This window comes from Bradyrhizobium sp. UFLA05-112 (assembly GCF_053572325.1).
In genome coordinates this window covers 16,514-42,730 of record NZ_JBANBK010000076.1, presented here as the reverse complement: position 1 = coordinate 42,730, position 26,217 = coordinate 16,514, and the positions used below count along the sequence as shown (strand labels likewise).

The following is a 26,217-nucleotide window of genomic DNA, read 5'->3' as shown; positions in this document are numbered from 1 at the left end:
TTCGGATCGAGCGTCGTGCGCACCGAGAGGCCGCCCTCGTAGAGCTTCTTCTCGCCATAGCGCTCGAAGATGTCGCGGCGAACCTCCTCAGCGAAATATTCGCCGGCGAAGGTGTGGGCGCCGTTGGAGCGGTTGGTGACGACCAGCGGCTCCTTGCGCGCCTTCTCGGCGTCAGCCTGCTTGATCCAGCCGTTCTCCTGGAGGCGGTCGATCACGTAGTTGCGGCGTTCGATCGCGCGGTCGCGGTTGCGCACCGGATGCAGCGTCGCCGGCATCTTCGGCAACGCCGCGAGATAAGCCGCTTCAGAGATTGTCAGCTCGTTCACCGACTTGTCGAAATAGACGAGCGAGGCCGCGGCAATGCCGTACGCACCGAGGCCGAGATAGATTTCGTTCAGATAGAGCTCCAGGATCTTGTCCTTGGAGTAGGTCTTCTCGATCCGCATCGCCAGCAAGGCTTCCTTGATCTTGCGGGCGAAGGACACCTCATTGGTCAGGAGGAAGTTCTTGGCGACCTGCTGGGTGATCGTGGAGGCGCCTTGCGGACGACGGTTGGAGCCGTAGTTCTGCAAGTAGAGCAATCCGGCGCGTGCCATGCCCGTGTAGTCGATGCCGCCATGCTCGTAGAAATTCTTGTCCTCGGCGGCGAGGAACGCGTTGATCACGAGTTTCGGCACCGCCTGGATCGGCAAATACAGCCGGCGCTCCTTGGCGTATTCGCCGAGCAGCGAACCGTCGACCGCGTGCACGCGGGTCATTACCGGCGGCTCATAATCCTGAAGCTGAGAGTAGTCCGGCAAATCCTTGGAGAAATGCCAGATCAGGCCTGCCATGGCCCCGACGCCCACCAGGAAGACCACGGTTCCCGCGGCGAACAGGAAGCCCATGAACCGTATCAGCAAGCGCATTATCTGTTTATCCGTTCAAACCTTGAACAACCAACGGCGCCGGCAAAGGGCGCCTTCCTTAAGCTGCGAATTCACCGGCGTACCAGATTACACCACTTAAGAGACTTCGCTGGGCCTGTAGCCCTATCACGCTTGCCGAGGGGGTTGTCGATTCCTGCCCCCCATCCGCAGATTTTATAAAGCGCCCGCTGTGGCCAAACTAGGGCTTTGCGGGTCAGCCAAAACTCCCTTTATATCAATTGGCGGGCCCGGCGGTCGCGAGCCGCTTGGCCAAAAAGGCATCTATCGCCTGGGCCATCGAGGTCACAGTCCGGGAGCGCCAGCTCTCCGAGACCAGATGCTCGAGGTCCCCTTTATTCGAGACGTAGCCAAGTTCGACCAGCACCGAGGGCACGTCGGGCGCCTTCAGCACCCGGAAGCCAGCCGATTTCAGGGGATGCTTGTGCATCCGCACCGTCGTCTTCATCTCGCCCATCAAGAGGCGGGCGAAGCGGTTTGAAAAGGTGCGGGTTTCCCGCTGGGCAAGGTCGATCAGGATGTCCGCGACCTCAGCGGGCTCGTCGGACAGGTTGACGCCACCGATGGCGTCGGCCTTGTTTTCGGCTTCCGCCAGCCGCTCGGCCTGGGCGTCGGAGGCCTTGTCCGACAGCGTGTAGATGGTGGCGCCCTGGGCGTCGCCTTCCGCACGCGGCAGTGCGTCGGCGTGGATCGAGACGAACAGCGCAGCATTGATGGAGCGGGCGACTTTGACGCGGTCGTTGAGCGGGATGAAGGTGTCGTCATCCCGGGTCATGACCACCCGGTACTTGCCGCTCTTCTCCAGTCGGTCGCGCAGTGCGAGCCCAAAGGCCAGCACCAGGTTCTTCTCGGCTTCGCCGCTCGACTGGGTGCCGTTGTCGATGCCGCCATGCCCGGGATCGATCACCACCACGGGACGCGAATCCGTCGGCGCCGCGGGTTTTTGTTGGGCCGGCTCTGGCGGCGCCATCGCCGCTGGCGCCGGGGGAGCATCAGACGTCGCCGGATGCAGAGCGGCCCGGCTTTCGGGCGCTACCGACTGCACGAAAGCAGCGCGATCGACCTCCTCCAGCTCCAGCACCAGTCGGGCCGGCTGGCCATTTGCGGCCTCGAGCACGTAGGAATTGGCGATCTTGGCAGGGCCTGCGAGGTCGAGCACGATTCGCGAGCCGCCCGGCATCACGAGGCCATAACGGAACGCCTTGACGAGCCCGCGCCCGGCCGCACCGGTGCCGGCAGGAAGCTGGAAATTGATCTGGGGAACATCGACCACCACCCGGTACGGATCCGCCAGGGTGAAGGCCCGGAACGTGATGGCCTGGTCGAGATCGAGAACAAGGCGGGTCTGCCTGGTGTCCCCGGCCAGACGCGCCGCTGAGACAACCGGGAAATTCGACGCCGAAACGGTAGCTTGCGGCTGGCTTTCCGCCGCCACGACGGGCCTGGAATCAGAGCACGGCAATGCTGCAGCGCACAACAGCGCACATCCCAGCAAAATCAGATGATTTGCGCGGCTCGCCACCGATTCCGTGCCTCCGAGCGGCTCTTCTAACGCAATAGAACCGCAGGGTTAATCCATCTCTAATGACGAAATGACCAAATCTCGCCGGGTGTGACCAACGCGCGACGCTCGCCTGACGCTCCCTTGCACCAAAGGCGCATTCCTCGTATGTACGGACTGCTGACGGCCAATATTTCCGGTTGCGTCGCTCTCAGCCTCCCGGTGCAGCGCCGGAACTCTCAAGGTTTGAGAATTCCAGCGTTTTCCCCCCTCCTTCACGGCCAGCGCGGCGCGCGGCAGCGAGGTTGGACGGGTCAAGGCTCCGGTGGCGCCGGTCCCAGGTTACCACCATTTCCAGGGACGGCTTTGACAGGCGGCGTAGCCCGTAACCCGGCTCCTTAATCCCAAGGACCGGCGGTGTTCCTAAGGGGGCGAGCGCTTTCGCGCCACACCCTGGCCAGCAGCAACTGATTAAGGGGCGGCGCGCTCGCCGTCCAATGTTTCATACGGGCCGACGCTTGATGCGCCAGACTGTGCCGACCAAAACTGAGAGACAATTCGCGACATTGCGGAGTGAAACTTCCGCGCGCCGTGTTGTCCTCTCGGCTTCCGGTTCGACGCGGCGCGAGCGCGGGTGTTTTGGCCTTCCCCTCACCCCCGAATCAGGTGGACCGTCGCATCACCCGGCAGCGCTCATCGCGCCCACGGTGAATCGCGCCCGCCGCCGCCAAGAGTTAAGACATGCCCAACAAGATGTTGATCGATGCCACCCACCCGGAAGAGACCCGGGTCGTCGTGGTCCGCGGCAATCGCGTCGAAGAGTTTGATTTCGAGACCGCGCAACGCAAGCAACTGCGCGGCAATATCTATCTCGCCAAGGTCACACGGGTCGAACCGTCCCTCCAGGCCGCCTTCGTCGAATATGGCGGCAACCGCCACGGCTTCCTTGCCTTCAGCGAAATCCATCCCGACTACTACCAGATCCCGGTTGCCGATCGGCAGGCGCTGATCGAGGCCGAGGAGCAGGCTCATCGCGAGGCCGAGGAGGAGAACGAGAACCGTTCCCACAACCGCCGCCGCTCGCGCCACCGCAATGCCCGTCGTCGCGGCCATGGCGAGCGCGTCCAGAGCGACATCGTCGAGGGCCTCGAGGCCGGCGCTGATCCCGCCGCCCAGCCGCTCGAGGTGCTGCCGGAGAACGCCGAGGGCGCAGCGCACGAGGGCGAGCATCTGCAAGCCGAAGCGGAGCATCACGACGCGTTCGAAACTCACGATGACCATGATCACGATCATGATGAACATGGGCACGAGGATCACGAACATGAACATGAACATGAACATGAACATGATCACCATCATCATGGTGATGGCGAGCACGATCATGGGCACGACCATCACGACCACGAAGACGAGGCGCCCGCGCCCGCTGCGGCAGTCGGAGCCGAACCCGTTGTCGCGCCCGAGGTAGCCGAGCCGCAGGAGGCCGCCGCGTCCGAAGCACCGGCGCCCGAGCTCCATGCCGAGGCGCTGGCCGATGCCATCACCGCCGCGATCGAACCCGTCGACGCCGTGTACGCCGCCGATGAAAGCGCAGAACTGCCGCATTCCGGGGCTGCCACCGAAGACGACGCCGAGGATGGCGAGGACGGTGAAGAGGCCGAAGAGGAAGTCGTCGAGTCCGTCGGCGGCGACGACGTGCTGGAGGAAGTGCCGGAGCGCACCTTCCGCCCGCGCCGCCAGTACAAGATCCAGGAAGTCATCAAGCGCCGCCAGGTGATGCTGGTGCAGGTCGTCAAGGAAGAGCGCGGCAACAAGGGCGCCGCGCTCACGACCTATCTGTCGCTCGCCGGCCGCTATGCCGTGTTGATGCCGAACACCGCGCGTGGCGGTGGCATCAGCCGCAAGATCACGAGCGCGCAGGATCGTTCTCGTCTCAAGGAGGTCGTGCAGGACCTCGACGTGCCCGAGGGCATGGGCATCATCCTGCGCACGGCTGGCGCCTCCCGCACCAAGCCGGAGATCAAGCGCGACTTCGAATACCTGATCCGGATGTGGGAGACGGTGCGCGACCTGACGCTGAAGTCGCAGGCGCCGACCCTCGTCTACGAGGAAGGCTCGCTGATCAAACGCTCGCTGCGCGACCTCTACAACAAGGAGATCGACGAGATCCAGGTTGCAGGCGAAGGCGGCTACCGCGAAGCGCGCGACTTCATGAAGATGCTGATGCCGGCCAATGTCAGCGCGGTGAGGCAGTATCGCGACGGCCAGCCGCTGTTCTCGCGCATGGGTGTCGAAAGTCAGCTCGACGCGATGTTCTCGCCAACCGTGCAGTTGCGCTCCGGCGGTTATGTCGTGATCAACCAGACCGAGGCGCTGGTTTCGATCGACGTCAACTCGGGCCGCTCAACGCGCGAACACCACATCGAGGACACCGCGCTCAAGACCAATCTGGAAGCGGCCGAAGAGGTTGCGCGCCAGCTCCGCCTGCGTGACCTCGCCGGCCTGATCGTCATCGACTTCATCGACATGGACGAGAAGCGCAACAACCGTGCGGTCGAGCGCAAGCTGTCCGATTGCCTCCGGCAGGACCGCGCGCGCATCCAGGTCGGCCGCATCTCGCATTTCGGCCTGTTGGAGATGTCGCGCCAGCGCATCCGCGCCAGCGTGCTCGAGAGCTCGACCGATCCCTGCCCGCATTGCGGCGGCACCGGTCACGTACGCTCGGTCTCCTCCGTCGCGCTCCAGCTCCTGCGCGGGCTGGAAGAGATTTTGATGAAGGGCGCGACCCACAATCTGGTGGTCCGCACCCGTACCGACGTGGCGCTCTATGTGCTGAACCACAAGCGCGGTCATCTGCGCGACCTGGAGAACAGCTTCAAGGTCACGCTGTCGATCATCGCCGACTCGTCCGTCAGCGGGCCGCAGGCCTATGTCATCGACCGCGGCGAGCAGGTGCATACGCTGGAAGCCGCCAAGGCGCTGCTCGCGGCACAGGCCGCGGCAAGCCCGCCGCAAGCGGTTGAGGAAGTCTACGACGACGAGGACGGTTTCGATCTCGAGACAGAATCCGAGGTCGAGACCGACGAGACCGAGGGTCTCACTGAGGAACAAGCCGCAGGCGACGCGGCGCCCGAGCAGGACGGCCAGCGCCGTCGGCGCCGTCGGCGTCGTCGCGGCCGTGGCGGCCAGCGCGAGGGCGAGCTTCGCGAGGACACCGCGCCCACCGTTCCCGAACCGGCCATGGCTGCAGGTGAGGCCGACGAGGAAGCCGACGGCGAGCAGGAAGGCGAAGAGATCGAGGAGCAGCTCGACCAGGCCCGCGGTGAGCAGGGTGGCAGCGACCGACGTCGCCGGCGTGGACGTCGCGGCGGTCGCCGCCGGCGTGGCGGTGGTGAGGACGGTCTCGCGGGGTCTATCAGCGACGAGCTGAGTGCCAATCCGCCGCCTGAGGCGACGGAGGCGGTTGCCGATTTCGACAGTTTCACGCCCGACGCGCCGCCGTCGATCACGCAGACTGAGGCAACCGTTCAACCATCGCCACCGCAGCCTGAGGAACCCGCCGAGGTGCAGGCTCCCGTCGAGCCGGCGGCCGCGGATGAAACTGCGTCCGACAGCGACAAGGCCGCGCGGCGTCGTTCGACCGTGCGTGAGAAGGTGAGCTTCTTCAGCAGCCAGCCCGAGCCCGCAGCCGAGCTCGCGCAAGCGCCCGCCGAGGTTACGCCCCCCGCTCCAGCAGCCGAACCTGCGCCAGAGGTGGCAGTCGAAACACCGGCGCCGCAGCCGCGTCGCGCCGGCTGGTGGTCTCGTCGCTTCGGCGGCGGCGAATAGGCCGAACGCTTAGGCAAACAAAAACGCCCGGCTTGGCCGGGCGTTTTTCGTTTGAAACGATGGCATCGCAGACCCTCATGGTGAGGAGCGCGTCTTCGCGCGTCTCGAACCATGAAGGCCCGGCTCTCGTCCGCGGCCATCCTTCGAGACGCCTGCTTCGCAGGCTCCTCAGGATAAGGGGAGAGTGTTTATCACCCAGTAGAAGTTAAAGTGGCGGCAGCTCGTCGTCGTCGAGCGACTGCACGTCGCGGGATGCGATCTGGCGGAGCTGGTCGTAAAGGTCAGGAGCTTCGCTGGTGCAGAGACAGACGCCCTTGGCAGCCAGTGCATCGCCGGCGTTGAGGTAGGCGTGGCCCATCGTGCTGTCGAGATAAATACCGTCGCCCTCGCCCAAGATCTCCGGCGCATAGAACTCGGTGTGGACGGCCACGCGGCCGCTTGTCACCAGAAAGTACTCCTCGCCGGCATGGCGCAGCAGCGGTCCGAACTCCTCCAGCGAGCGCGCGCGAACCTCGGCCAGGATCGGCACCATGCGTTTGCCGATCAGGTCGGTGCATTGATAGGTGTAGGTGTAGAATTTCGTCGTGATCACCTGCCCCTGCCCGGCCCTGCTGAGGCTGCGCCGGGCGGTGACCGGCCGGTCCTGCCCGGGACGCACGGGGGACGCCGGGTTGAACAGCTCGGCGATTTCCATCTTCAGGCCTGAGGTGAGCTGCACCAGCTTGTCGTAGGTCAGCGACATCAGGCCGTTCTCGACCTTGGACAGGGTCGAGAGCGCCATACCGGTCCGCTCCGCTACCTGCTTGAGCGTCAGGCCGCGCGCCTGGCGGGCGGCCTTGAGGCATTGGCCGAGCTGGGAATTGGCACCGTCGGGCGTCGTGATCTCGCTCATGCAGCAATCCTAGCACGGCAGAAGAAAAATTGTTGGCCGATCCGCCTAAAGTTTTTGGCTCAGTTTACGTCGAAGAGATCCATTTGGACGCTCAAAGGGCAGCTTTGCCGGCATTTGCTCACGAAACGACCGGTTCTGGCGAAAATTGGTGCGCCGGCTCCGCTTTCCGATATGCTAAATCGTTTTCACAATTTGAAAGGGATTGGCATTGTCCGGACTTTGCGATTCCAGTGCCGTCGAGCTGCACCGCCTGCTGGCCGCACGGGCGATCTCGCCCGTCGAGCTGCTCGACGCCTGCCTGACGCGCATCACCACCACCAATCCCGCCGTGAACGCCGTCGTGACGCTGGATGAGCCCGGCGCACGCGCCGCCGCCAAGGAAGCCGAGGCCGCCATCCTGCGCGGCGAGGATCGTGGCGCCCTGCACGGCCTGCCGGTCCTCATCAAGGATACCCAGGACACCGCCGGGCTACGCACGACCTATGGCAGCCCTTTGTTGCGCGATCACGTTCCAGCCGCAGACCAGGCTTCCGTTGCGCGGCTGCGCGCGGCCGGGGCGATCATCTTCGGCAAGACCAACACGCCGGAATGGGCGGCGGGCGGCAACACCCGCAATCCCGTGTTCGGCGCGACCGGCAATCCCTTCGATCCCCTGCGATCGGCAGCCGGCTCCTCCGGCGGCTCGGCGGTGGCGCTCGCCTGCGGCATGGCCCCGCTCGCCTCGGGCTCCGACACCGGCGGCTCCTTGCGCAATCCGGCGGGCTTTGCCGGCATCGTCGGCATGCGTCCCTCCTACGGTCTCGTGGCGAGCGAAAAGCGCGCCTTCGGCTGGTCGAACCTGCCGACCGACGGGCCGATGGCGTGCAACGTCGCCGACACCGCTCTGATGCTGTCGGTGATGGCGAGCGACGACCCCCGTGATCCGCTTGCCTACACCCTGCCCGGCGAACCCTTGCGCGGACGCGCCGAGCGTTGGACCGGCCCGCGCCCTGCCGAACTCGGCAAGCTGCGCGTCGCCTTCACCGAAGACTTTGGCTTCGCGCCGACCGAGCAGGCGATCCGCCGCGTGTTCCGCCATCGGGTAAGCAAGCTTGCGCCGCTGTTCGCCGATTGCCGCGAGGCGACGCCGGATTGCTCGGGCGCTGACGACGCCTTCGCCGTGCTGCGCGCAGGCCTTTTCCTCGCGATGCACGGCAAGAACTACAAGGAGCGTCCCGAGATGCTCGGGCCGAACGTGCGCGCCAATGTCCAGGAAGGCCTGAGCTACACGCTTGAAGACTACGCGCGCGCGGCGACCACGCAGACGCGGATCTATCGCGCCTATCAGAGCTTCTTCGAAACTTGCGACGTGCTGATCAGCCCGACCATCACGCTGAGCCCGCGGCCCTGGTCGGAGCTCTATCCGGCAGAGATCGACGGCGAGCCGACCAAATCCTATTTCCACTGGCTCGCGCTCGCCTATGCCGTGACGCTTCCAGGCCATCCCGCGCTCAGCCTGCCGCTTGGCGTCGATGAAGCAGGCCTGCCCTTCGGCCTTCAGATCGTGGGCCCACGCGGCGGCGATGCCATCGTGCTCTCGGTCGCCGCGAGCATCGAGGCCGCGTTTGCGAGCGTCCCGCAGCTCTGCCGGCCGATCCCCGATCTGGCACGGCTCGCCGCGGCGCCGCCGCTCTCGGCCGCGCCCGGCTTCCTCACCTGGGAATGACCCCACAGCAGAGTTAGCAGCGCCACCGGATCGCCGGCGAAACGGAGATGAGCATGACGGAATTGTCGCAGCGGAAAACCGGGGTCGTCGCGTTCGTCCTGCTCTATATCGCCTACTGCATCTCCTACATCGACCGCGCGGCGATCTCGCTGGCGCTGGCGCAGATCGGCAAGGATTTCAATCTCCAGGCGGCCGATCTCGGCATCGTCATCAGCGCGTTCTTTCTCGGCTATGCCCTCATGCAGGTGCCGGGCGGATGGCTCTCCGACCGCTTCGGCTCGAAATATGTGGTGATCGTCACGATCGTGATGTGGTCGCTGTTCACCGCCTTCACGAGCCTTGCCTGGTCGCTGACGTCGCTGATCGCGATCCGCTTCATCTTCGGCATCGCCGAGGGCGGCTTTCCGCCGGCAAGCATCCGCGCCATCGCCGAACTGTTCAAGAAGGACAGCCGGCCAAAAATGTCGGCGCTGCTGCTGTCGTCGAACTATGCGGGCAGCATGATCGCGCCGCTGATCATGGCGCCGCTGATCCTCTGGCTCGGCTGGCGCCACGCCTTCAACACGATCGGCATCGCCGGCCTCGTGTTCGCGCTGGTCTATTTCCTCTACGTCCCGCATTTGGGACGCCTGGGCGCGGCCCAGGCGAGCACGGCGACGACGGCGAAGCCCGCGGACCGCGCGCCGATGCGCGAGCTGATGAAGAACCCGCTGATCTGGCAGTTGATGGTGGTGTGGTTCGGCCTCAGCTGCGTCAACAAGGGCCTTGATTCCTGGATGCCGCTCTATTTGCTCCAGCAGCGCGGGCTCGATCTCAAGACCGTCGGCATCGTGGCGCCGATCCCGTTCGTGATGGCGACGATCGCGACCGCGATCGGCGGCTGGGTGATGACGAGGTTCTTCGCCGAGCGCGAAAAATGGCTCCTGATCGGCAGCTCCGCGTTGACCGGCATCTTCCTCTACGCCATGTACAAGGCGGAAACGATCGCAATGCTGATCACCTACCAGTCGCTGGTCTATTTCTTCAAATCCTTCGTGCTGGCCTCGGTGGTTGCACTTCCGACAAAGCTGCTTCGCGACGACCAGATCGGATCGGGCGTCGGCATGGTCAATCTCGGCGGCCAGAGCGCAGGCTTCGTAGCGCCCGCGGCGATTGGCTTCATCGTGACCGGAACCGGATCCTTCGATGCGGCCTTCGGCTTCCTGGTGGCGATGACCGCGATGTCGGTCATCGTCGCCGCGACCATCAACACGGCGCAGCCAAGGCTCGCGCCGCGCCTGGCTTAAAGGGAAACGTGCCGATGCAAAGTGCAATCGTCCTTGGCGGCGGCATGATAGGCGTCAGCGCGGCGCTGCATCTGCAGCGGCGCGGCTGGTCGGTCATGCTCGTCGATCGCAGGGAGCCGGGCCGCGAGACCAGTTACGGCAATGCCGGAATGATCCAGGCCGAGGCTGTGCGCCCTTATCCGATGCCGCGCGACTTTGCGACGCTGTTGAAGATCGCGACCGGCCGCACCAACGACGTCCGCTATAGCCTCGCGTCCCTGCACCGCCACGTCGAGCCTTTGCTCCGCTATTGGTGGCACTCGGCGCCGAAGCGGCATCGCGAGGCGATCGAGGCGTGGGCACGCCTGATCGCCTATGCAACGTCCGAGCACGATATCCTCATCCGCGAGGCTCACGCCGACAACCTCATCCGCCGCGCCGGCTACCGGCTGCTGCATCGCGATCCCGCCGCGTTCGAGCTCGCGATCAAGACCGCGGAGGAAAACCAGCGCGACTTCGGCGTGAAGTTTCGTGTCCTGAGCGGTAGCGAGCTCGCGAAGGCTGAACCGATCCTGCGCGATGATCTTCCGGGTGCCATCCATTGGCTGGAGCCGTGGTCCGTTTCGGATCCCGGCGCTTTGGTCGCCTCCTATGCCGAGCTGTTTCAGCGCCTCGGGGGCCATATCCTTCTCGGCGATGCGCAGACCTTGCACCAGACATCCTCCGGCTGGTCGGTGCAAACCGACAACGGACCGATCGATGCGGCCAATGTCGTCGTCACGCTCGGACCGTGGTCACCCGATCTGCTGCAAAAATTCGGATACCGCATACCGCTGGTGCGCAAGCGCGGCTACCATATGCACTATAGCGGCGGCGCTTCGCTCGATCTGCCACTGGTCGATACGGCGAGAGGCTATGCCATGGGACCGATGGCCAGGGGCATCCGCATTACCACTGGCGCCGAGCTGACCGGGCCGGATGCGCCGGCAACGCCGGTGCAGCTCGCCAGTGCGGAGGCCTCCGCCCGAGAGCTGCTCGATCTCGGCGGCCGCGTCGAACCCGAGCCGTGGTACGGCACGCGGCCCTGCACGCCCGACATGTTGCCGGTGCTTGGGCCCGCACCGCGCCATCGCGGTCTCTGGATGAATTTCGGCCACGGCCACCAGGGCTTTACGCTCGGTCCCGCGACCGGACGCCTGCTCGCGGAGATGATGAGCGGCGAGACGCCGTCGATCGATCCCGCGCCATACCGGCCGGAGCGTTTCTAGCCAGCGCGTTTTGCGGCGAGGACCGCCAGCGCGGCCGACATCCGCATCAGCGGATCGTTCCATTCACGCGGCCTGCGCTGCCGGAACAGCCGCATGGTCGGATACCATGGGCTGTCCTCGCGGTCGCGCAGCCAGCGCCAGTCGAGCGCGTAGGGCAGCAGCATCCAGACCGGGCGGCCGAGCGCGCCGGCAAGATGTGCAACCGAGGTGTCCACGGCGATCACGAGATCGAGCGCTGCGACAGCCGCTGCGGTATCGGAAAAATCGCCAAGCGCTGGCGCAAGATCGATGATGTCAGTGCCAAGCGCCGCCAGCACCGGGACATCGGCCTCGCGCGGCTCCTTCTGAAGACTGTAGAGCTGCACGCCTGGCGTAATCAGGCGCGGCAGAACCTCTTGTGCCGACAGAGAGCGCTGCGCGTCGCCTTTGTGCCTGGGATTGCCGGCCCAGACCACGCCGACCTTCAACGCGCTCACGCCTTGCAGCGCAGCGCGCCATCGCGACAGTCGTGCGGGATCCGGATGCAGATAGGGCACGTCCGCCGGAATCGTGTCGAGCATCGTGCCGAACACGCGAGGCAAGCTCATCAGCGGCAGTTGCACGTCGAATCGCGGCAGCGGCTCACCGCGCGCGATCACAGTGACGTCAGCCATCGTCCGCAGCAGTGAAGCGAGCGCCGGCTGGACCTGGAGGATGACGGAGCCGCCCTGTGCGGCCACCATCGGCAGATAGCGCACGAACTGCAGGGCGTCGCCGAGCCCGTATTCAGCGAACAGCAGAAGCCGGCGGCCGCCAAGCGGCTCGCCCTGCCATTCCGGCTCGCTGAAGGTCGGATCGCCGTCGGACAGGGTCTTGCACCTGCGCCGCCATTGATAGGCTTCAAAGCCGCTGGCGAAGTCACCGTTCATCAGCAGAAAATGCGCGTGATTATATTGCGCGAGCGGCTGCTCCGGATCGAGCGCGATGGCCTGGCGGGAGGCGGCAAGCGCCCCGTCTATCTCGCCGGCATTGCGCAGCGCCACCGCGAGATTCGCATGGCCTTTTGCGTAGGCGGGATCGGCGGCGACGGCGCGGCGATGCGCGGCGACGGCTGCTTCCACCCGACCCTGCTTCTCGAAGATGATCCCGAGATTGGTGTGAGCGGGCGCATGATCAGCCTTCACTGCCAGCGCCCGCTCGCAAGCTGCGATGGCCTCATCGAAAAGTCCGAGCTCGCACAGGCAGGCGCCGGAATTGCTGATGATCACGTGATCGGCCGGATCGCGCGCGATGATCCGCTGGTAGGTCGCGGACGCCTGATGCAGATGACCGGCCTCGTGCAGGACGAGACCGAGCAACCGCATCGCCTCAAGATTGTCCGGATCAAGCAGAGTCGAGCGGCGACAATGCACGATCGCCTCCTCGAGCTCGCCCTTGCGGTAGAGCGCAGCGCCGAGATTGCAAAGCAGGCCCGGATCCTCAGGGCCCGCTTCGAGGGCACGACGATAGGCCATCACGGCCTCGTCGAGCCTCTTCTGATCAGCAAGCACATTGCCGAGATTGAGCCAGACGCCACGATGCGCTGGATCCCTTGCGATGACCTCGCGATAGGCCTCCTCGGCCTCGGCGAGCCGTCCCTGCCCCGCCAGCGCCACGGCCCGATTGAAATGCGCACGGGTCAAATGCTGTCTCTTATACACACCTTTACGGCAAGCGCATCGCCCAGCGTGACGAGGGCCGGCGCGTGGTCGGGATCGAGGCCGAACACACGGCTCAGCAGGCTCGCCCCGTCGCTCGCGCGATCGGTCACGAAAGCGACCACGGCGGACAGATGCAGCGCCGGCACATGGTCGGGATGCGCCTTCAGGACTTCGCCGCACAACAAGCCTGCCTGATCCGGCCGCCCCGCCTCGTAATGCTCCACCGCCTGCAACAGAATCCGATCGACCGCCGCCTCGCCCACGATGCCACCCCGCCCTTCACCCCGAAATCGCGATGAGGGTTCAACGGGCGAGCGCGCAAATTCCGTCACTCGGTGCGTTTGGCGGGAGCCTGCCCATCGTCGATAAGGCGCCCAAACAGCAAGGGCTGATCGAGGATCTCGACCAGCCCTGCTATTTCAAAACGTAGCGGCGCGATGCGCCTTGCGTTGAGTTTGCAAATCAGTCCGTCGTGAGCGCCGTCTCCATGTCGGTCGGATCGATCTGCTGGCTCAGCCTGGCGTTGAGCTTGTCACGATCGAGCTCGCCCTCCCACCAGGCGACGATCACGCAGGCGACGCCGTTGCCGCAGAGATTGGTCAGGGCGCGACATTCGCTCATGAACTTGTCGATGCCGAGCACGATCGCCATGCCCGGCACGAGTCGCGGATCGACCACGGCGAGCGTCGCGGCGAGCGTGATGAAGCCGGCGCCGGTGATGCCGGAGGCGCCCTTCGAGGTCAGCATCGCCACCACGAGGATGGTGATCTGCTGGCCCAAGGTGAGATCGACACCGAGCGCCTGCGCGATGAACAGCGTCGCCAGCGTCATGTAGATATTGGTGCCGTCGAGGTTGAACGAGTAACCCGTGGGCACCACGAGGCCGACCACGGATTTCGAGCAGCCGAGCCGTTCCAGCTTCTCCATCAAGGACGGCAGCGCGCTTTCCGAGGACGAGGTGCCGAGCACGATCAGCAGCTCGTCCTTGATGTAGGCGAGGAACTTGAAGATCGAGAACCCCGCAAAGCGCGCGATCGTGCCGAGCACGATGAACACGAACAGTGCAGCGGTGACGTAGAAGGTCGCGATCAGCCCGACCAGGTTGAGGATCGCACCGGTGCCGAACTTGCCGATGGTATAGGCCATCGCGCCGAATGCGCCGATTGGTGCTGCGCGCATCACGATCGAGATGACACCGAACACGGCATGGGCGGCATCGTCGATGAAGGAGCGGATTACGTGGCCGCGCTCGCCGAGCCCCATGATGGCGAAGCCGAACAGCACCGAGAACAGCAGCACCTGGAGGATCTCGCCTTGCGCGAAAGCGCCGACCACGGTGTCAGGGATGATGTGGAGGATGAAGTCGACGCTCTTCTGTCCCTCGGCCTGCTTGGCGTAGTTGGCAACCGCCTGTGCGTTCGCCGCCGCGCTGCCGAATCCCGCACCCGGACGAACCAGATTGCCGACGACGAGCCCGATCAGGAGCGCGAAAGTCGAGACGATCTCGAAATAGACCAGCGCCTTGACGCCGATGCGGCCGACCTTCTTGGCGTCCTGGATGTGGGCGATGCCTGAGACGACCGTACAGAAGATGATCGGGGCGATCACCATCTTGATCAGCTTGATGAAGCCGTCGCCCATCGCCTTGATCCAGTCGTTGGTCGCGACCGAAGGCCACAGCCAGCCGACGATGGCGCCCAGGAAGATGGCGATCAGCACCTGGATATAGAGAACCTTGTACCACGGCTTGGCGGCGGCCTTCGCCGCCGGCGCGCCCGCAGTCATCGTTGTCGTCGTCATTGCTCCCTCCCCTTAACTCTCTTGGTTCTAGCCAAGATCAATTTGAAGGGCCGAGTCAAATGGAACTGCTCGGCCGCTGGCTGCCTATTGGCGGCGATCGACGATCCGGCGTGCAGCCGGCATCAAGGTCGCCCCGAGTGCATTCTTGATCAGCGACGCCGCGATGAACGGCACGATGCCGACCTGCCAGGCCTTGGCGGTGCCAAGCCCGAGGCCGAAAGCAAGCCAGGCGAAGCCCATCGCCAAAATGACGATGTGGCCGATCGCCATGGCCGCGAACAGCCAGGCCATGCTTCGATCCCAGCCCCGCTCGGCGAGAAAGCCCGTGACGAAGGCCACAGCGACGAAGCCGAACAGATATCCGGCCGTGGGGCCGACGAGCGGAGCAAGGCCGCCGACCGGGCCTGCGAACACCGGCACGCCCATCGCGCCTTCCGCGAGGTACGCGATCATGGTTGCGCTACCGAGGCGCCAGCCATAGCCGACGCCAATCATCAGCACGACCAGCGTCTGCAGCGTCATGGGCACATATGGCAGCGGCAGGTTGACCTTGGCTGACAGCGCCATCAAAGCCGTTCCAAGCGCAACCAGCACGATCGCGCGCAGCGCGCCCGCGGCCTCGCCGCTTTGGACCGGCCAGACGATGGCGGCGAGGGGAAAATGCGGTGCGGCGGCAGGCGATCTGTCAGACACGTTGAACTCCGGAAGGCTCGTAAAAAACTGGCGGGCTATTTAAGCCAGTGAGCGATCCGGTCAACTGCTTGGCGCATCTCCTCCGCCGATCTCGCGTAGGAAAAGCGGATGAAGGAGCGGCCGTGCACGGGATCGAAATCGATACCGGGCGTGGCCGCGACATGGGCCTGCTCCAGCATCTGCTGGGCGAACTCAAAGCTGTCGGAGGTGAAATCCGACACGTCGGCGTAGAGGTAGAATGCGCCATCGGCGGGCAGGAACTTGGTCAGGCCGGCCTTGGGCAGACCCTCGATCAGGATGCGGCGGTTTTCCTGATAACCGTGCTTGATCTCCTCCATCTCGGCAGCGCCGTCGAAGGCTGCTTCGGCCGCGATCTGCGACAGCGACGGCACCGAGATCGACAGGTTCTGCTGGAGCCGCTCGACCGGCCGCACCAGGACGTCCGGCACGACCATCCAGCCGACCCGCCAGCCGGTCATACAAAAATATTTCGAGAACGAATTGATGATGAGTGCATGGTCCGACAGCGCTGCCGCGGTAACGGCGGGGAATGCGTAGTCGAGGCCGTGATAGATCTCGTCCGAGATGAAGCGGATGCCGGCGCCCTCGGCGGCCGTGATCAGGCTGGACAGCGCCTCCCTGGACATCATGGTCCCGGTGGGATTGGCAGGACTTGCGACCAGCACGCCCTTGAGCGGCGCCTTGCGATGGGCGGCCAGCAGCGCCTCGCCTGTCAGGGCGTGACGGGTCTGGCTGGTGGTCTCGATCGGCACCGGCTCGCAGCCGAGCGCGGTCAGGATATGACGGTATGGCGGATAGCCGGGCACCGTCACCGCGACGCGGTCACCTGGCTCGAACAGGGCAAGGAAGGCCAGGATGAAGCCGCCGGAGGACCCAGTGGTGACGACGATCCGCTCGGGGCTCACCGCACAGCCATAGGCGTCGCGATAATGGCGCGCGATGCGCTCGCGCAACGAGGGGATGCCGAGCGCGGAGGTATAATCGATTCGCGCAGTATCCAGCGCCCTGTGGGCGGCCGCGATCGCGGTCTTCGGGGCCGGCGCGGCAGGCTGGCCGACCTCCATGTGGATGACGTGGCCGCCCGCCGCCTCTATACGCGCGGCCGCGGCCATCACGTCCATCACCATGAAGGGGGGAACGTCACTGCGGCGGGATGGTCTCAGCCAGGGCTCCAGCCGGTTCCTCAATATCGCATCGGCCATCAATATCTGCTATTTCGCTTCCGGTCCGGAACCCCCGGGGGCCGGGAACGGGGCGCCGGCGCCCCAGACTGGCCGCATTGTGCGGCTCATTAGGGCATATCCCGTATCCGGTCCGACGCCAATCACCAAGACCAATCACAAGACTGCATTTCAAGACCGATCGATGTTGCCCCAGCTCGCTTTGCGCAAGAAAGCCTCCGCTCTCACCGCCATCGTGACCGCCGCGGCCATGGCGCTGGCGCCGCTCCCGGCGATCAAGGCGCAGGAGAGTCCCAGAGGCCCGCCGGTGCTGCGCGACACCGAGACCGAGCAATTGCTGCGCGAATATACCAGACCCATCCTGCGCGCCGCGGGTCTGGAGAAGCAGAACATCCAGATGGTGATCCTCAACGACGCATCGTTCAACGCGTTCGTCGCTGATGGCCGCCGCATCTTCGTCAATTATGGCGCGATCATGCAGTCGGAAACGCCGAACCAGCTGATCGGCGTGCTCGCGCACGAGACCGGGCATCTGGCCGGCGGACATCTCGCCAAGCTGCGCGAGCAGCTCGCCAACGCCCAGACTCAGATGATCATCGCCATGCTGCTCGGCGCTGGCGCCATGGTCGCGGGCGCCCGCAGCGGCAACGCGAACAATGGTCTCGCCAACGCCGGTGCGGCCGCAGTCGCCGGACCGCAGGAGATGATCCGCCGCTCGCTGTTGTCCTATCAGCGCCAGCAGGAGGAGAACGCCGACCGCGCCGGCGTGAAGTTCCTGACCGCGACCCAGCAGTCGCCAAAGGGCATGTACGAGACCTTCAAGCGCTTCACCAGCGAGAGCCTGTTCGCCGCGCGCGGCGCCGATCCCTATTTGCAGTCGCATCCGATGCCGGCCGAGCGCGTCGAGGCGCTCGCCCAGTTCGCCCGCGCCAGCCCCTATTGGGACAAGAAGGACGACCCGGCGCTCCAGGCGCGCCATGACATGGTGCGCGCCAAGGTCTCCGCCTTCATGGAGCGGCCCGAGACCGTCTATCGCCGCTATCCGCTGTCCAACGACAGCCTGCCCGCACGCTATGCCCGCGCCATCAGCACCTATCTGCACGGCGACCTGCGCAGCGCGCTGGCCCAGATCGACGCGCTGATCCAGGCGCAGCCGACCAACCCGTATTTCTACGAGGTGCGCGGCCAGGCACTGCTCGAGAGTGGCAAGCCGGCGGAAGCGATCCCTGCCCTGCACAAGGCGGTGCAGCTCTCCGGCAACGCCCCGCTCATCGAGATGTTACTTGGGCAGGCTCTGGTCGGAACTGATAATAACTCCTACACGGACGAAGCGATCCGGATTCTCCGTGCCGCGGTGGCGCGGGAGCCGGAGGCGCCGATCGGCTACACGCAGCTCGCCATGGCCTATGGTCGCAAGGGGGACTATGCGGAGGCCGATCTGGCATCGGCGCAGGCAGCTTACCTGCGCGGCGACAACAAGACCGCACGCGAGCTTGCGACGCGCGCAAAAACCCGTTTCGCCATCGGCACGCCCGGTTGGGTCAAGGCCGATGACATCGTGGCGTCAAAACCGCCACGCAACAATTAGAGCATGATCCGGAAAAGTGTGGAGCGTTTTTCCGAAAAGATCATGCTCAAACAATAACCTGAAGCGCGATGACGATTCATCCCAATCTCATCGCGCTTTAAACGATTAGAACGACACCGACACCACGACGTCACGGCGCGGCCAGGTTAGATCGGCCGGGATGTCTTCCGAAACCTGCTTTCGACCAGAGGATATGCCAATGCCTTCGCTGCGCCTGATCGTCCCCGCGCTGTTTGCCCTCGCCGTGCTCGGCGGAGCCGCGCCCGCCGCGGCCGACAGCTTCACCGACGCCCAGCGCTCCGACATCGAGGCGATCATCAAGAACTATCTCGTCAGCCATCCCGAGGTGCTCGAGGATGCGATGGCCGAGCTGAGCAAGCGCCAGGCAGCCGCCGAAGCGCAGAAGCACGAAGCCAGCATCGCGCAGAATGCGGATGCGATCTTCAACTCGCCGCGCCAGGTCGTGCTCGGCAACAAGGACGGCGACGTCACTTTCGTCGAGTTCTTCGACTACAATTGCGGCTACTGCAAGCGCGCGATGACCGACATGCTCGACCTCATGAAGGCCGATCCCAAGCTGAAGGTCGTGCTCAAGGAGTTTCCGGTGCTGAGCCAGGGCTCGGTCGAGGCGGCGCAGGTTGCGGTTGCCGTCCGCATGCAGGATCCCACCGGCAAGAAGTATCTCGACTTCCACCAGAAGCTGCTCGGCGGCCGCGGCCAGGCCGACAAGGCGCACGCGCTTGCCGCCGCCAAGGAAGCCGGTCTCGACGTCGCGAAGATCGAGAAGGACATGGCCAATCCGGAAGTGCGCGCTACGATCGAGGAGAACTTCAAACTCGCCGAAGCGATGGGCATGAACGGCACGCCGAGCTACGTGATCGGCAAGCAGATCGTGGTCGGCGCCATCGGCCTCGATGGCCTGAAGGAAAAGATCGGCGTCGCTCGCTGCGGCAAGGCGACCTGCTAGTTCCCGGTTTCGATTATCCGAACACCACAAAGGGCCGGCTTTTGCCGGCCTTTTTTGTTGTCAGGATCTTGGCGCGACCATTCATCTCGCATTCAACAAACAAAAGCCGCGGAACCACTGAAGTTTCGGAACATCTCATTTCTCCTTTCGTTGTCGGCGCGGGCAATGACGCACAAAACACGTGAGGAGAGGTTCAATGACTAATCGCTTTATGATCTCGGTTGCCGCGCTGGCACTCGTCGCGGGTACTGGTCTCGCGAATGCGCAGGGAACCGGGACCAAGGAGTCCGGCGGCTCCCAGCAGATGCAACAGAACGCGCAACCTTCCACCGGCGCGGCTGAACATGGCGGTGCCATGAGCAGGGAAAAGGGCACCGTGGGACAGGCCGGCGGATCTATGAAGTCCGGCGCTGAAGAAAGGTCCTCGGGGGCGATGAAGGACGAGAAGTCCGGTGCCATGCACAGGGATTCCACGGGCAAGGAAAAAGGCACCGTTGGACAGGCCGGCGGATCCATGAAGTCCGGCGCCGAGGAGAAGTCCTCGGGTACGATGAGAGACGAGAAGTCCTCTGGCACGATGCACAAGAATCCGACGGCTGAGGAGAAGTCGGGTGCAACGAAGGGCCAGCGCACAGATGAACGCGCTCAGGGTCAGCAGGACAGGTCGAAGGGCATGAGCTCGGAGACCCAAACCAAGTCCGGCACGGCCACAGGCGAGAACCGCCAGGGCACGTCGACCCAGACACAGACCACCGGCCAGGCCGGCGCGGGCGCCAAGCTCTCGACCGAGCAACGCACGCAGATCACATCCGTGATCCACGAGGAGCACGTGGCTCCCGTCAGCAACGTCAACTTCTCGGTTTCGGTCGGCACGCGGATCCCGCGTGAGGGCATCGAGCTGCACGTGCTGCCGTCACGGGTGGCGACGATCTATCCGGAGTGGCGGAGCTACAGGTACATCGTGGTCCGCGAAGAGATCGTGATCATCGATCCCGCCACCTATGAGATCATCGCGGTTCTCAACGCCTGACGGCCGACAAACCGGCACCCCCGAGGGCGGGCAGCGATGCCCGCCCTTTTTGCGGTCGGCCGGCAGCCATGATTTGGGCTGGTTAACAAGCAATTTCCGTAGCTTCCACACAGCTTTTTGCAGGCTGGATGAGCTATCTGAAGCCGTGCGGGAGGTCGTTGAAGGCTTCCCTCAGGCCCCTTTGTTACCTATAACCCCCGCCACCTCCGCCAAAGCACCTGACGGGATTTGAATGGCTGAACCTGCGACCGACACGATCCTCGTCCTCAACGGGCCGAACCTCAACATGCTGGGGACGCGCGAACCGGAGAAATACGGGCACGCGACGCTGGCCGACGTCGAGACGCTCTGCCGGGAGACCGCAGCGAAGTTCGGTCTCAAGGCCGACTGCCGGCAGTCCAACCGCGAAGGCGAATTGATCGACTTCATCCACGAGGCGCACGCCCGCAAGATGAAGGGTATCATCATCAACGCCGGCGGCTATTCGCACACCTCGATCGCGCTGCACGATGCGCTGCTCGCGGTGCAGATCCCGACGGTCGAGGTGCACGTCACCAACATCCACGCCCGCGAGAGTTTCCGTCACCATTCCTACACCGCCCGCGCCGCCTTCGCTTCGCTGTGCGGCTTCGGCATCGAGGGCTACCGTCTCGCGATCCAGGGCCTTGCCGCCAAGCTCGGCATCCAGCCCAAAGCCTGACGCCCCTTTTCAAACAGAGGTTCGGAATCAAGATCATGGCGCGCCAGCCAGACGATAAAGCAGCTGCAAAGTTTTCCAGCGAGGACTCCGCGCTCATCCGCGAGCTCGCGACCCTGCTCGACGAGACGAGCCTCACCGAGATCGAGATCGAGCGTGCAGGACTTCGTCTGCGCGTCGCGCGCAACGTCAGCGTCGCCGCGGCCCTGCCGACATCGGTCATCGCGGCTCCCGTCGCGGCACTTGGAGCGGCGACTGCGGCCACAGCGCCAGCAGATCTCTCGAAACATCCCGGCGCCGTCACCTCGCCGATGGTCGGCACCGCCTATTGGGCGCCGGAGCCGGGCGCAAAGCCTTTCATCGAGGTCGGCTCCAAGGTTTCGGTCGGTCAGACGCTCCTCATCATCGAAGCGATGAAGACCATGAACCAAATCCCCTCGCCGCGCGCCGGAACCGTGACGCAGATTCTGGTCGAGGACAGCCAGCCGGTCGAGTTCGGCGAACCGCTTGTGATTATTGAGTAGGCGAACGGGGAGTAGCGAATAGCGAATGGCATTGGCCTTCCCTATTCGCCATTCGCCACTCGCTATTCGCGGCAGGACACCATGTTCGACAAGATCCTCATAGCCAATCGCGGCGAGATCGCCCTTCGTATCCTGCGGGCTTGCAAGGAGCTCGGGATCGCGACCGTCGCCGTGCACTCCACCGCCGATGCGGACGCGATGCACGTCCGCCTCTCCGACGAGAGCGTATGCATCGGGCCGCCGCAGTCGAAGGACAGCTATCTCAACGTTCCCGCGCTGCTCGCGGCCTGCGAGATCACCGGCGCCGATGCGGTGCATCCGGGCTACGGCTTCCTGTCGGAGAATGCGCGCTTTGCGGAAATCCTCTCCGAGCACAATCTGCACTTCATCGGCCCGAAGGCGGAGCACATCCGCCTGATGGGCGACAAGATCGAGGCCAAGAAGACCGCCAAGCGGCTCGGCATCCCCGTGGTGCCCGGCTCCGACGGTGCCGTCGGTCCCAACGACAACGCGACGGCGATCGCGAAGGAGATCGGCTTCCCCGTGCTGGTGAAGGCTGCCGCCGGCGGCGGCGGCCGCGGCATGAAGGTCGCGCATAGCGAGGCAGAGCTTGCGCTGGCGCTATCGACGGCCGCCAACGAGGCGAAATCCGCCTTCGGCGACGCGTCAGTCTATCTGGAAAAATACCTGCAGAAGCCGCGCCACATCGAAATCCAGATCCTTGGCGACGGCCGCGGTGGCGCGATCCACCTTGGCGAACGCGACTGCTCGCTGCAACGCCGTCATCAGAAGGTCTGGGAGGAAGGCCCCTCGCCCGTTCTCTCCGCAGCCGCCCGCGCCAAGATCGGTGAAACCTGTGCCAAGGCCATGCGCGAGATGAAATATCTCGGCGTCGGCACCATCGAGTTCCTCTATGAGGACGGCGAGTTCTACTTCATCGAGATGAACACCCGCATCCAGGTCGAACATCCCGTCACCGAAAGCATCACCGACATCGACCTCGTGCTGGAGCAGATCCGCATTGCCGCCGGCGGCGACCTGCCGGCGAAGCAGGAAGAGATCCAGATCATCGGGCACGCGATCGAGTGCCGCATCAATGCGGAGAACCCGCAGACCTTTCGGCCCTCGCCCGGCCGGATCCTGCAGTACCATCCGCCTGGCGGTCTGGGCGTGCGGATCGATTCCGCGGTCTATCAGGGCTACACGATCCCGCCCTATTACGATTCCCTCGTCGGCAAACTGATCGTGCACGGCAAGACCCGCACCGAATGCCTGATGCGGCTGCGCCGGGCGCTGGACGAGATGGTGGTTGACGGCATCGAGACGACGCTGCCCCTGTTCCGCGCGCTGGTGCGCGAAGACGCGATCATCGACGGCGACTATCATATCCACTGGTTGGAACAGTACCTGGCCGGCCAGTCCGGCAACTAGCGGCGACCATCCTTCCCTCGCCATGGAACCGGACGCCGCTTGCAGCGTTATCGGCGGGTTTTCTGCACGGGGGAGTGGAAATTCTTAAGGTCGGAACTGGAATTGGCGTGGCGCCTGACCTGAGACGGCGGCGCGCACTTTGGCAGATCCTGCTGTTCGCGGCGGGACTCTTGGTGCTGACGGTGATCAGCGCCGGCTCGGTCTACCTCGTCAACAAGGCACGCGACGACAACGCCTCGGTCATTCACACCATCGAGGTCGAGAACCAGATCCACACGCTGCTCCTGGAAGTTCGTCGCGCCGAGAGCAGTGCGAGCGGATTTCTCCTCACGCGGGGGCCGGAATTCTGGACCGACCACCAGGCCGCGGTGGCGGCGGTCCTGCCGCATCTCACGAGGCTCGCGGAGCTGACCAAGGACAATCCCGCGCAGGCCGACAACGTCCGCAAGCTGCGGCCAGCGGTCGAAACCAGGCTCGACCAGTTCACGCGCGAGATGAATTATATCCAGCAGAGCGACTTCGCACGTGCCTCGGCGCTCGTCCGTGAAGCGGCTGCCGGCAACACGACGAGCACGATCCGCGACGCTGCGGACGCCATGCTCCGCGAGGAGCAGCGATTATTTGCACTGCGCTCGGCCAATGCCAACAACAGCCAGACGCTGGCAGCGTCGTTGACCGGCATCGGCTCCGGTCTCGTCGTCGTGCTCGCCTTGATCTCGATCTGGCTGGTGCGGCGCTCGGCAGCCCTCCGCGACGAGGCCGAGACGCGCCTGCGCGATTCCAACGTCAATCTTGAGGCCACCGTCGATGAACGGACGGCAGACTTGCGCGAAGCCAACAACGAGATCCAGCGCTTCGCCTATATCGTGAGCCACGACCTGCGCTCGCCGCTGGTCAACATCATGGGCTTCACCAGCGAGCTCGAGGAGTTGGGAAGCGACCTCTTCCGGCGCATCGGCAGCCTCACCCACGTCCCGGCGGACGGGCCGCCGCTGGCGATGAAGGATGCCGCGGAAATCCCGCTGGAAGGGTCGGACAAACAGCTCTCGCAGGATTTTTCCGAGGCGCTCGGCTTCATCAAATCCTCGATCGCCAAGATGGATCGCCTGATCTCGGCGATCCTCAACCTCACCCGCGAGGGCCGGCGCGAATTCGAGCCGGTCAGGATCGACACGCGCGAGCTGATCGAGGCGATCGTCGCGACGGTGGCACATCAGTCAGCCGAAGCGCAGGCCGAAATCCGCGTCGGCGAGCTGCCCGACATCGTGAGCGACCGGCTAGCGCTGGAGCAGATCTTCTCCAACCTGATCGACAACGCCATCAAGTATCTCAAGAGCGGCGTGCCCGGCGAGATCGCGCTGCGCGGCCGCACCAAGCTCGGCTATGCGATCTTCGATATCTCCGACAATGGCCGCGGCATCGATCCGAAGGATCACCACCGCATCTTCGATCTGTTCCGCCGCGCCGGCCTCCAGGACAAGCCGGGCCAGGGCATCGGCCTTGCCCACGTCCGCGCGCTGGTGCGCCGGCTCGGCGGTACGATGTCGGTCTCCTCCGAACTCAACGTCGGCAGCACATTTACGATCACGCTGCCGATCAAGTGGAACGCGAGCAAGCGGAACGCAGAACAATGACACAGCCCGTCACCATCATAATGATCGAGGACGACGAGGGGCACGCCCGCCTCATCGAACGCAATATCCGCCGCTCCGGGGTGAACAACCCGATCGTGCCTTTTGCCAACGGCACGGACGCCATCCGCTTTCTGTTCGGCGCTGACGGCTCCGGCCTCGTCCAGAAGGGCAATGCGCTGCTGATCCTGCTCGATCTCAACCTGCCCGACACGACCGGGATCGAGATCCTGAAGCGGATCAAGGAGAACAAGTACCTGAAGGCCTCTCCCGTAGTGGTGCTGACCACCACCGACGACTCCCAGGAGATCAAGCGCTGCTACGAGCTCGGCTGTAACGTCTACATCACAAAACCGGTCAATTACGAGAATTTTGCCAACGCGATCCGGCAGCTCGGGCTATTCTTCTCCGTCATCCAGGTGCCCCCAGCAGCAACATGAACCGGACAACGCCGACGCTGCTCTATATCGACGACGATGACGCGCTGGCGCGCCTCGTCGAGCGCGGTCTGACGCGCCGCGGCTACAAGGTGATCCTTGCCACAAGCGGCGAGGAAGGCCTCGCGCGCATCCGGCAAGGAAACGTCGATGGCGGCATCGACGTCGTGGCGCTCGACCAGTACATGCCGGGCCTCGACGGTCTTGAGACACTCGAACGGATCATGGCGATCCCGAACGCCCCGCCGGTCGTCTTCGTCACGGCGTCGCAGGATTCCAGCATCGCCGTCACAGCGCTGAAGGCGGGCGCAGCCGACTACCTCGTCAAGGACGTCACGGGCGACTTCATCCCGCTGCTGCATGTCGCTGCCGATGGCGCCCTGCGCCAAGCTGCGCTCCAGAAGGCGCGCGAGGAGGCGGAAGCCGAAATCCACGCCTCGCGCGACCGCTACGCGGCGCTGGCCGCCGAACGCGAAATGCTGCTGCGCGAGGTCAATCACCGCGTCGGCAACTCGCTCCAGATCATCGCTTCGCTGCTGCATCTGCAGGCAAGCTCGGCTGCGCAGGAGGAGGTCAAGGCCGCCCTGACCAATGCGATGGGCCGCGTCGCCGCGGTCGCGCAGGTGCACCGCCGCCTCTACACCTCGCAGGATCTGAAGAGCGTCGTCCTGAACCAGTATTTGGACTCGCTGCTCGAGGACCTCCGCCGCTCGGCCGAGGGCAACCGGATGTCGCGCCTGACGCTGAAGGCGGAGCCGATCGAGATCGATCCGGACCGCGCAGTGGCGGTCGGCATCATCGTCAACGAGCTGGTCATGAACGCGGTGAAATACGCCTATCCGGACGGCGCCGGCCCCATTCACGTCGAGCTGACCTCGCAGGGCGAGGATCTCGTACTGTCGATCGCCGATGATGGCGTTGGTGACAACGCCAAGGCCGATCCGCGCTCGACCGGGATGGGCCAGCGCATCGTTGCGGCGATGGCTTCCAAGCTCGACGCCTCCGTCGAACGCGATCCGGATCACACTGGGACGAAGATCCTGCTCAAGTTCCGCCGCCTGCCCGCGCCATCGACGACGACGAACAACGCCGCCGCGAGCTGACGTGCGAGGCCCCGCATCGGACCCCATCGCAAGGCTGCCACGATCCTGCT

The 26,217-nt window shown here is 64.7% G+C and carries 20 protein-coding genes and 1 pseudogene; 13 read left to right on the top strand and 8 right to left on the bottom strand.

Features of this window, described 5'->3' with window-relative positions; all coding sequences use genetic code 11:
• The 3 genes from SO180_RS32675 to SO180_RS32665 all read right to left on the bottom strand — a co-directional run.
• Positions 1–908: transglycosylase domain-containing protein (locus SO180_RS32675; RefSeq protein ID WP_449382938.1), on the bottom strand; the 908-nt coding region annotated here is incomplete at its 3' end.
• A 235-nt stretch (positions 909–1,143) separates the two neighbouring features.
• On the bottom strand, positions 1,144–2,448 hold the full coding sequence (locus SO180_RS32670) for an N-acetylmuramoyl-L-alanine amidase (protein ID WP_449382937.1): 1,305 nt from the start codon (positions 2,446–2,448) through the stop codon (positions 1,144–1,146).
• Positions 2,449–3,120: 672 nt separating this feature from the next.
• Positions 3,121–4,032 (bottom strand): hypothetical protein, encoded by a 912-nt coding sequence (locus tag SO180_RS32665; protein WP_449382936.1) that lies wholly within the window; start codon positions 4,030–4,032, stop codon positions 3,121–3,123.
• Here SO180_RS32665 and SO180_RS32660 point away from each other — a divergent pair.
• On the top strand, positions 3,997–6,255 hold the full coding sequence (locus tag SO180_RS32660; protein WP_449382935.1) for an Rne/Rng family ribonuclease: 2,259 nt from the start codon (positions 3,997–3,999) through the stop codon (positions 6,253–6,255). The two genes, SO180_RS32665 and SO180_RS32660, sit on opposite strands and share 36 nt — an antisense overlap.
• Positions 6,256–6,460: 205 nt before the next feature.
• Here SO180_RS32660 and SO180_RS32655 read toward each other — a convergent pair whose 3' ends face one another.
• Complete coding sequence (locus SO180_RS32655) at positions 6,461–7,147, bottom strand: helix-turn-helix domain-containing protein (protein ID WP_449382934.1); 687 nt, start codon at positions 7,145–7,147, stop codon at positions 6,461–6,463.
• A gap of 208 nt (positions 7,148–7,355) precedes the next feature.
• Here SO180_RS32655 and SO180_RS32650 point away from each other — a divergent pair, with 208 nt between their 5' ends.
• Genes SO180_RS32650 through SO180_RS32640 form a run of 3 tightly spaced genes read left to right on the top strand, consistent with a single transcriptional unit; the run spans position 7,356 to position 11,385 of the window.
• The gene (locus SO180_RS32650; RefSeq protein ID WP_449382933.1) at positions 7,356–8,852 is read left to right on the top strand and encodes an amidase; all 1,497 of its coding nucleotides are present in this window, start codon (positions 7,356–7,358) and stop codon (positions 8,850–8,852) included.
• Positions 8,853–8,905: 53 nt separating this feature from the next.
• Positions 8,906–10,138: an MFS transporter gene (locus SO180_RS32645; protein WP_449382932.1), complete on the top strand. Its 1,233-nt coding sequence runs from the start codon at positions 8,906–8,908 to the stop codon at positions 10,136–10,138.
• A gap of 14 nt (positions 10,139–10,152) precedes the next feature.
• Entirely contained in the window at positions 10,153–11,385 is a 1,233-nt protein-coding gene (locus SO180_RS32640; RefSeq protein WP_449382931.1) for an NAD(P)/FAD-dependent oxidoreductase, read from the top strand.
• Here the strand turns inward: SO180_RS32640 and SO180_RS32635 are convergent.
• The 4 genes and pseudogenes from SO180_RS32635 to SO180_RS32620 form a co-directional block, all read right to left on the bottom strand.
• Positions 11,382–13,327: pseudogene (locus SO180_RS32635) on the bottom strand (tetratricopeptide repeat protein). The gene SO180_RS32640 and the pseudogene SO180_RS32635 sit on opposite strands and share 4 nt — an antisense overlap.
• A gap of 199 nt (positions 13,328–13,526) precedes the next feature.
• Positions 13,527–14,864 carry a dicarboxylate/amino acid:cation symporter gene (locus SO180_RS32630; protein WP_449382930.1) on the bottom strand — a complete coding sequence of 446 codons (1,338 nt, stop codon included), beginning with the start codon at positions 14,862–14,864 and terminating at the stop codon, positions 13,527–13,529.
• A gap of 84 nt (positions 14,865–14,948) precedes the next feature.
• A complete protein-coding gene (locus SO180_RS32625; protein ID WP_449382939.1) occupies positions 14,949–15,509 on the bottom strand; it encodes a biotin transporter BioY in 561 nt (186 codons plus the stop codon).
• An 83-nt stretch (positions 15,510–15,592) separates the two neighbouring features.
• The gene (locus tag SO180_RS32620) at positions 15,593–16,780 is read right to left on the bottom strand and encodes a pyridoxal phosphate-dependent aminotransferase (RefSeq protein WP_449382929.1); all 1,188 of its coding nucleotides are present in this window, start codon (positions 16,778–16,780) and stop codon (positions 15,593–15,595) included.
• A 163-nt stretch (positions 16,781–16,943) separates the two neighbouring features.
• On the opposite strand from SO180_RS32620, the gene SO180_RS32615 reads away from it, so the two are divergent.
• The 9 genes from SO180_RS32615 to SO180_RS32575 all read left to right on the top strand — a co-directional run bounded on the left by SO180_RS32615 (position 16,944) and on the right by SO180_RS32575 (position 26,167).
• Positions 16,944–18,347, top strand: coding sequence for a M48 family metalloprotease (locus SO180_RS32615; protein ID WP_449382928.1), 1,404 nt, complete (start codon positions 16,944–16,946; stop codon positions 18,345–18,347).
• A 199-nt stretch (positions 18,348–18,546) separates the two neighbouring features.
• The gene (locus SO180_RS32610; RefSeq protein WP_449382927.1) at positions 18,547–19,314 is read left to right on the top strand and encodes a DsbA family protein; all 768 of its coding nucleotides are present in this window, start codon (positions 18,547–18,549) and stop codon (positions 19,312–19,314) included.
• Positions 19,315–19,510: 196 nt separating this feature from the next.
• Positions 19,511–20,344, top strand: a complete 834-nt coding sequence (locus tag SO180_RS32605; RefSeq protein WP_449382926.1) for a DUF1236 domain-containing protein — start codon at positions 19,511–19,513, stop codon at positions 20,342–20,344.
• Between the two features lie 232 nt (positions 20,345–20,576).
• Positions 20,577–21,044, top strand: a complete 468-nt coding sequence (gene aroQ, locus SO180_RS32600) for a type II 3-dehydroquinate dehydratase (protein ID WP_449382925.1) — start codon at positions 20,577–20,579, stop codon at positions 21,042–21,044.
• Between the two features lie 35 nt (positions 21,045–21,079).
• A complete protein-coding gene (accB, locus tag SO180_RS32595; RefSeq protein ID WP_449382924.1) occupies positions 21,080–21,565 on the top strand; it encodes an acetyl-CoA carboxylase biotin carboxyl carrier protein in 486 nt (161 codons plus the stop codon).
• A gap of 81 nt (positions 21,566–21,646) precedes the next feature.
• On the top strand, positions 21,647–22,996 hold the full coding sequence (accC, locus tag SO180_RS32590) for an acetyl-CoA carboxylase biotin carboxylase subunit (protein WP_449382923.1): 1,350 nt from the start codon (positions 21,647–21,649) through the stop codon (positions 22,994–22,996).
• Between the two features lie 107 nt (positions 22,997–23,103).
• Complete coding sequence (locus SO180_RS32585; RefSeq protein ID WP_449382922.1) at positions 23,104–24,630, top strand: sensor histidine kinase; 1,527 nt, start codon at positions 23,104–23,106, stop codon at positions 24,628–24,630.
• Positions 24,627–25,067 (top strand): response regulator, encoded by a 441-nt coding sequence (locus SO180_RS32580; protein ID WP_449382921.1) that lies wholly within the window; start codon positions 24,627–24,629, stop codon positions 25,065–25,067. The genes SO180_RS32585 and SO180_RS32580 overlap by 4 nt, the downstream gene beginning before the upstream one ends.
• On the top strand, positions 25,064–26,167 hold the full coding sequence (locus tag SO180_RS32575) for a sensor histidine kinase (protein WP_449382920.1): 1,104 nt from the start codon (positions 25,064–25,066) through the stop codon (positions 26,165–26,167). The genes SO180_RS32580 and SO180_RS32575 overlap by 4 nt, the downstream gene beginning before the upstream one ends.
• Positions 26,168–26,217: the final 50 nt, after the last annotated feature.

Excerpts from the sequence above, each read along its gene's own strand:
- SO180_RS32630 (WP_449382930.1), bottom strand. The coding sequence starts at position 14,864 with ATGACGACGACAACGATGACTGCGGGCGCGCCGGCGGCGAAGGCCGCC.
- SO180_RS32575 (WP_449382920.1), top strand. The coding sequence starts at position 25,064 with ATGAACCGGACAACGCCGACGCTGCTCTATATCGACGACGATGACGCG.
- SO180_RS32580 (WP_449382921.1), top strand. The coding sequence starts at position 24,627 with ATGACACAGCCCGTCACCATCATAATGATCGAGGACGACGAGGGGCAC.
- SO180_RS32655 (WP_449382934.1), bottom strand. The coding sequence starts at position 7,147 with ATGAGCGAGATCACGACGCCCGACGGTGCCAATTCCCAGCTCGGCCAA.
- SO180_RS32645 (WP_449382932.1), top strand. The coding sequence starts at position 8,906 with ATGACGGAATTGTCGCAGCGGAAAACCGGGGTCGTCGCGTTCGTCCTG.
- accC (WP_449382923.1), top strand. The coding sequence starts at position 21,647 with ATGTTCGACAAGATCCTCATAGCCAATCGCGGCGAGATCGCCCTTCGT.
- SO180_RS32605 (WP_449382926.1), top strand. The coding sequence starts at position 19,511 with ATGACTAATCGCTTTATGATCTCGGTTGCCGCGCTGGCACTCGTCGCG.
- accB (WP_449382924.1), top strand. The coding sequence starts at position 21,080 with ATGGCGCGCCAGCCAGACGATAAAGCAGCTGCAAAGTTTTCCAGCGAG.
- SO180_RS32665 (WP_449382936.1), bottom strand. The coding sequence starts at position 4,032 with ATGCGGCAGTTCTGCGCTTTCATCGGCGGCGTACACGGCGTCGACGGG.
- SO180_RS32620 (WP_449382929.1), bottom strand. The coding sequence starts at position 16,780 with ATGGCCGATGCGATATTGAGGAACCGGCTGGAGCCCTGGCTGAGACCA.
- SO180_RS32640 (WP_449382931.1), top strand. The coding sequence starts at position 10,153 with ATGCAAAGTGCAATCGTCCTTGGCGGCGGCATGATAGGCGTCAGCGCG.
- aroQ (WP_449382925.1), top strand. The coding sequence starts at position 20,577 with ATGGCTGAACCTGCGACCGACACGATCCTCGTCCTCAACGGGCCGAAC.
- SO180_RS32610 (WP_449382927.1), top strand. The coding sequence starts at position 18,547 with ATGCCTTCGCTGCGCCTGATCGTCCCCGCGCTGTTTGCCCTCGCCGTG.
- SO180_RS32615 (WP_449382928.1), top strand. The coding sequence starts at position 16,944 with ATGTTGCCCCAGCTCGCTTTGCGCAAGAAAGCCTCCGCTCTCACCGCC.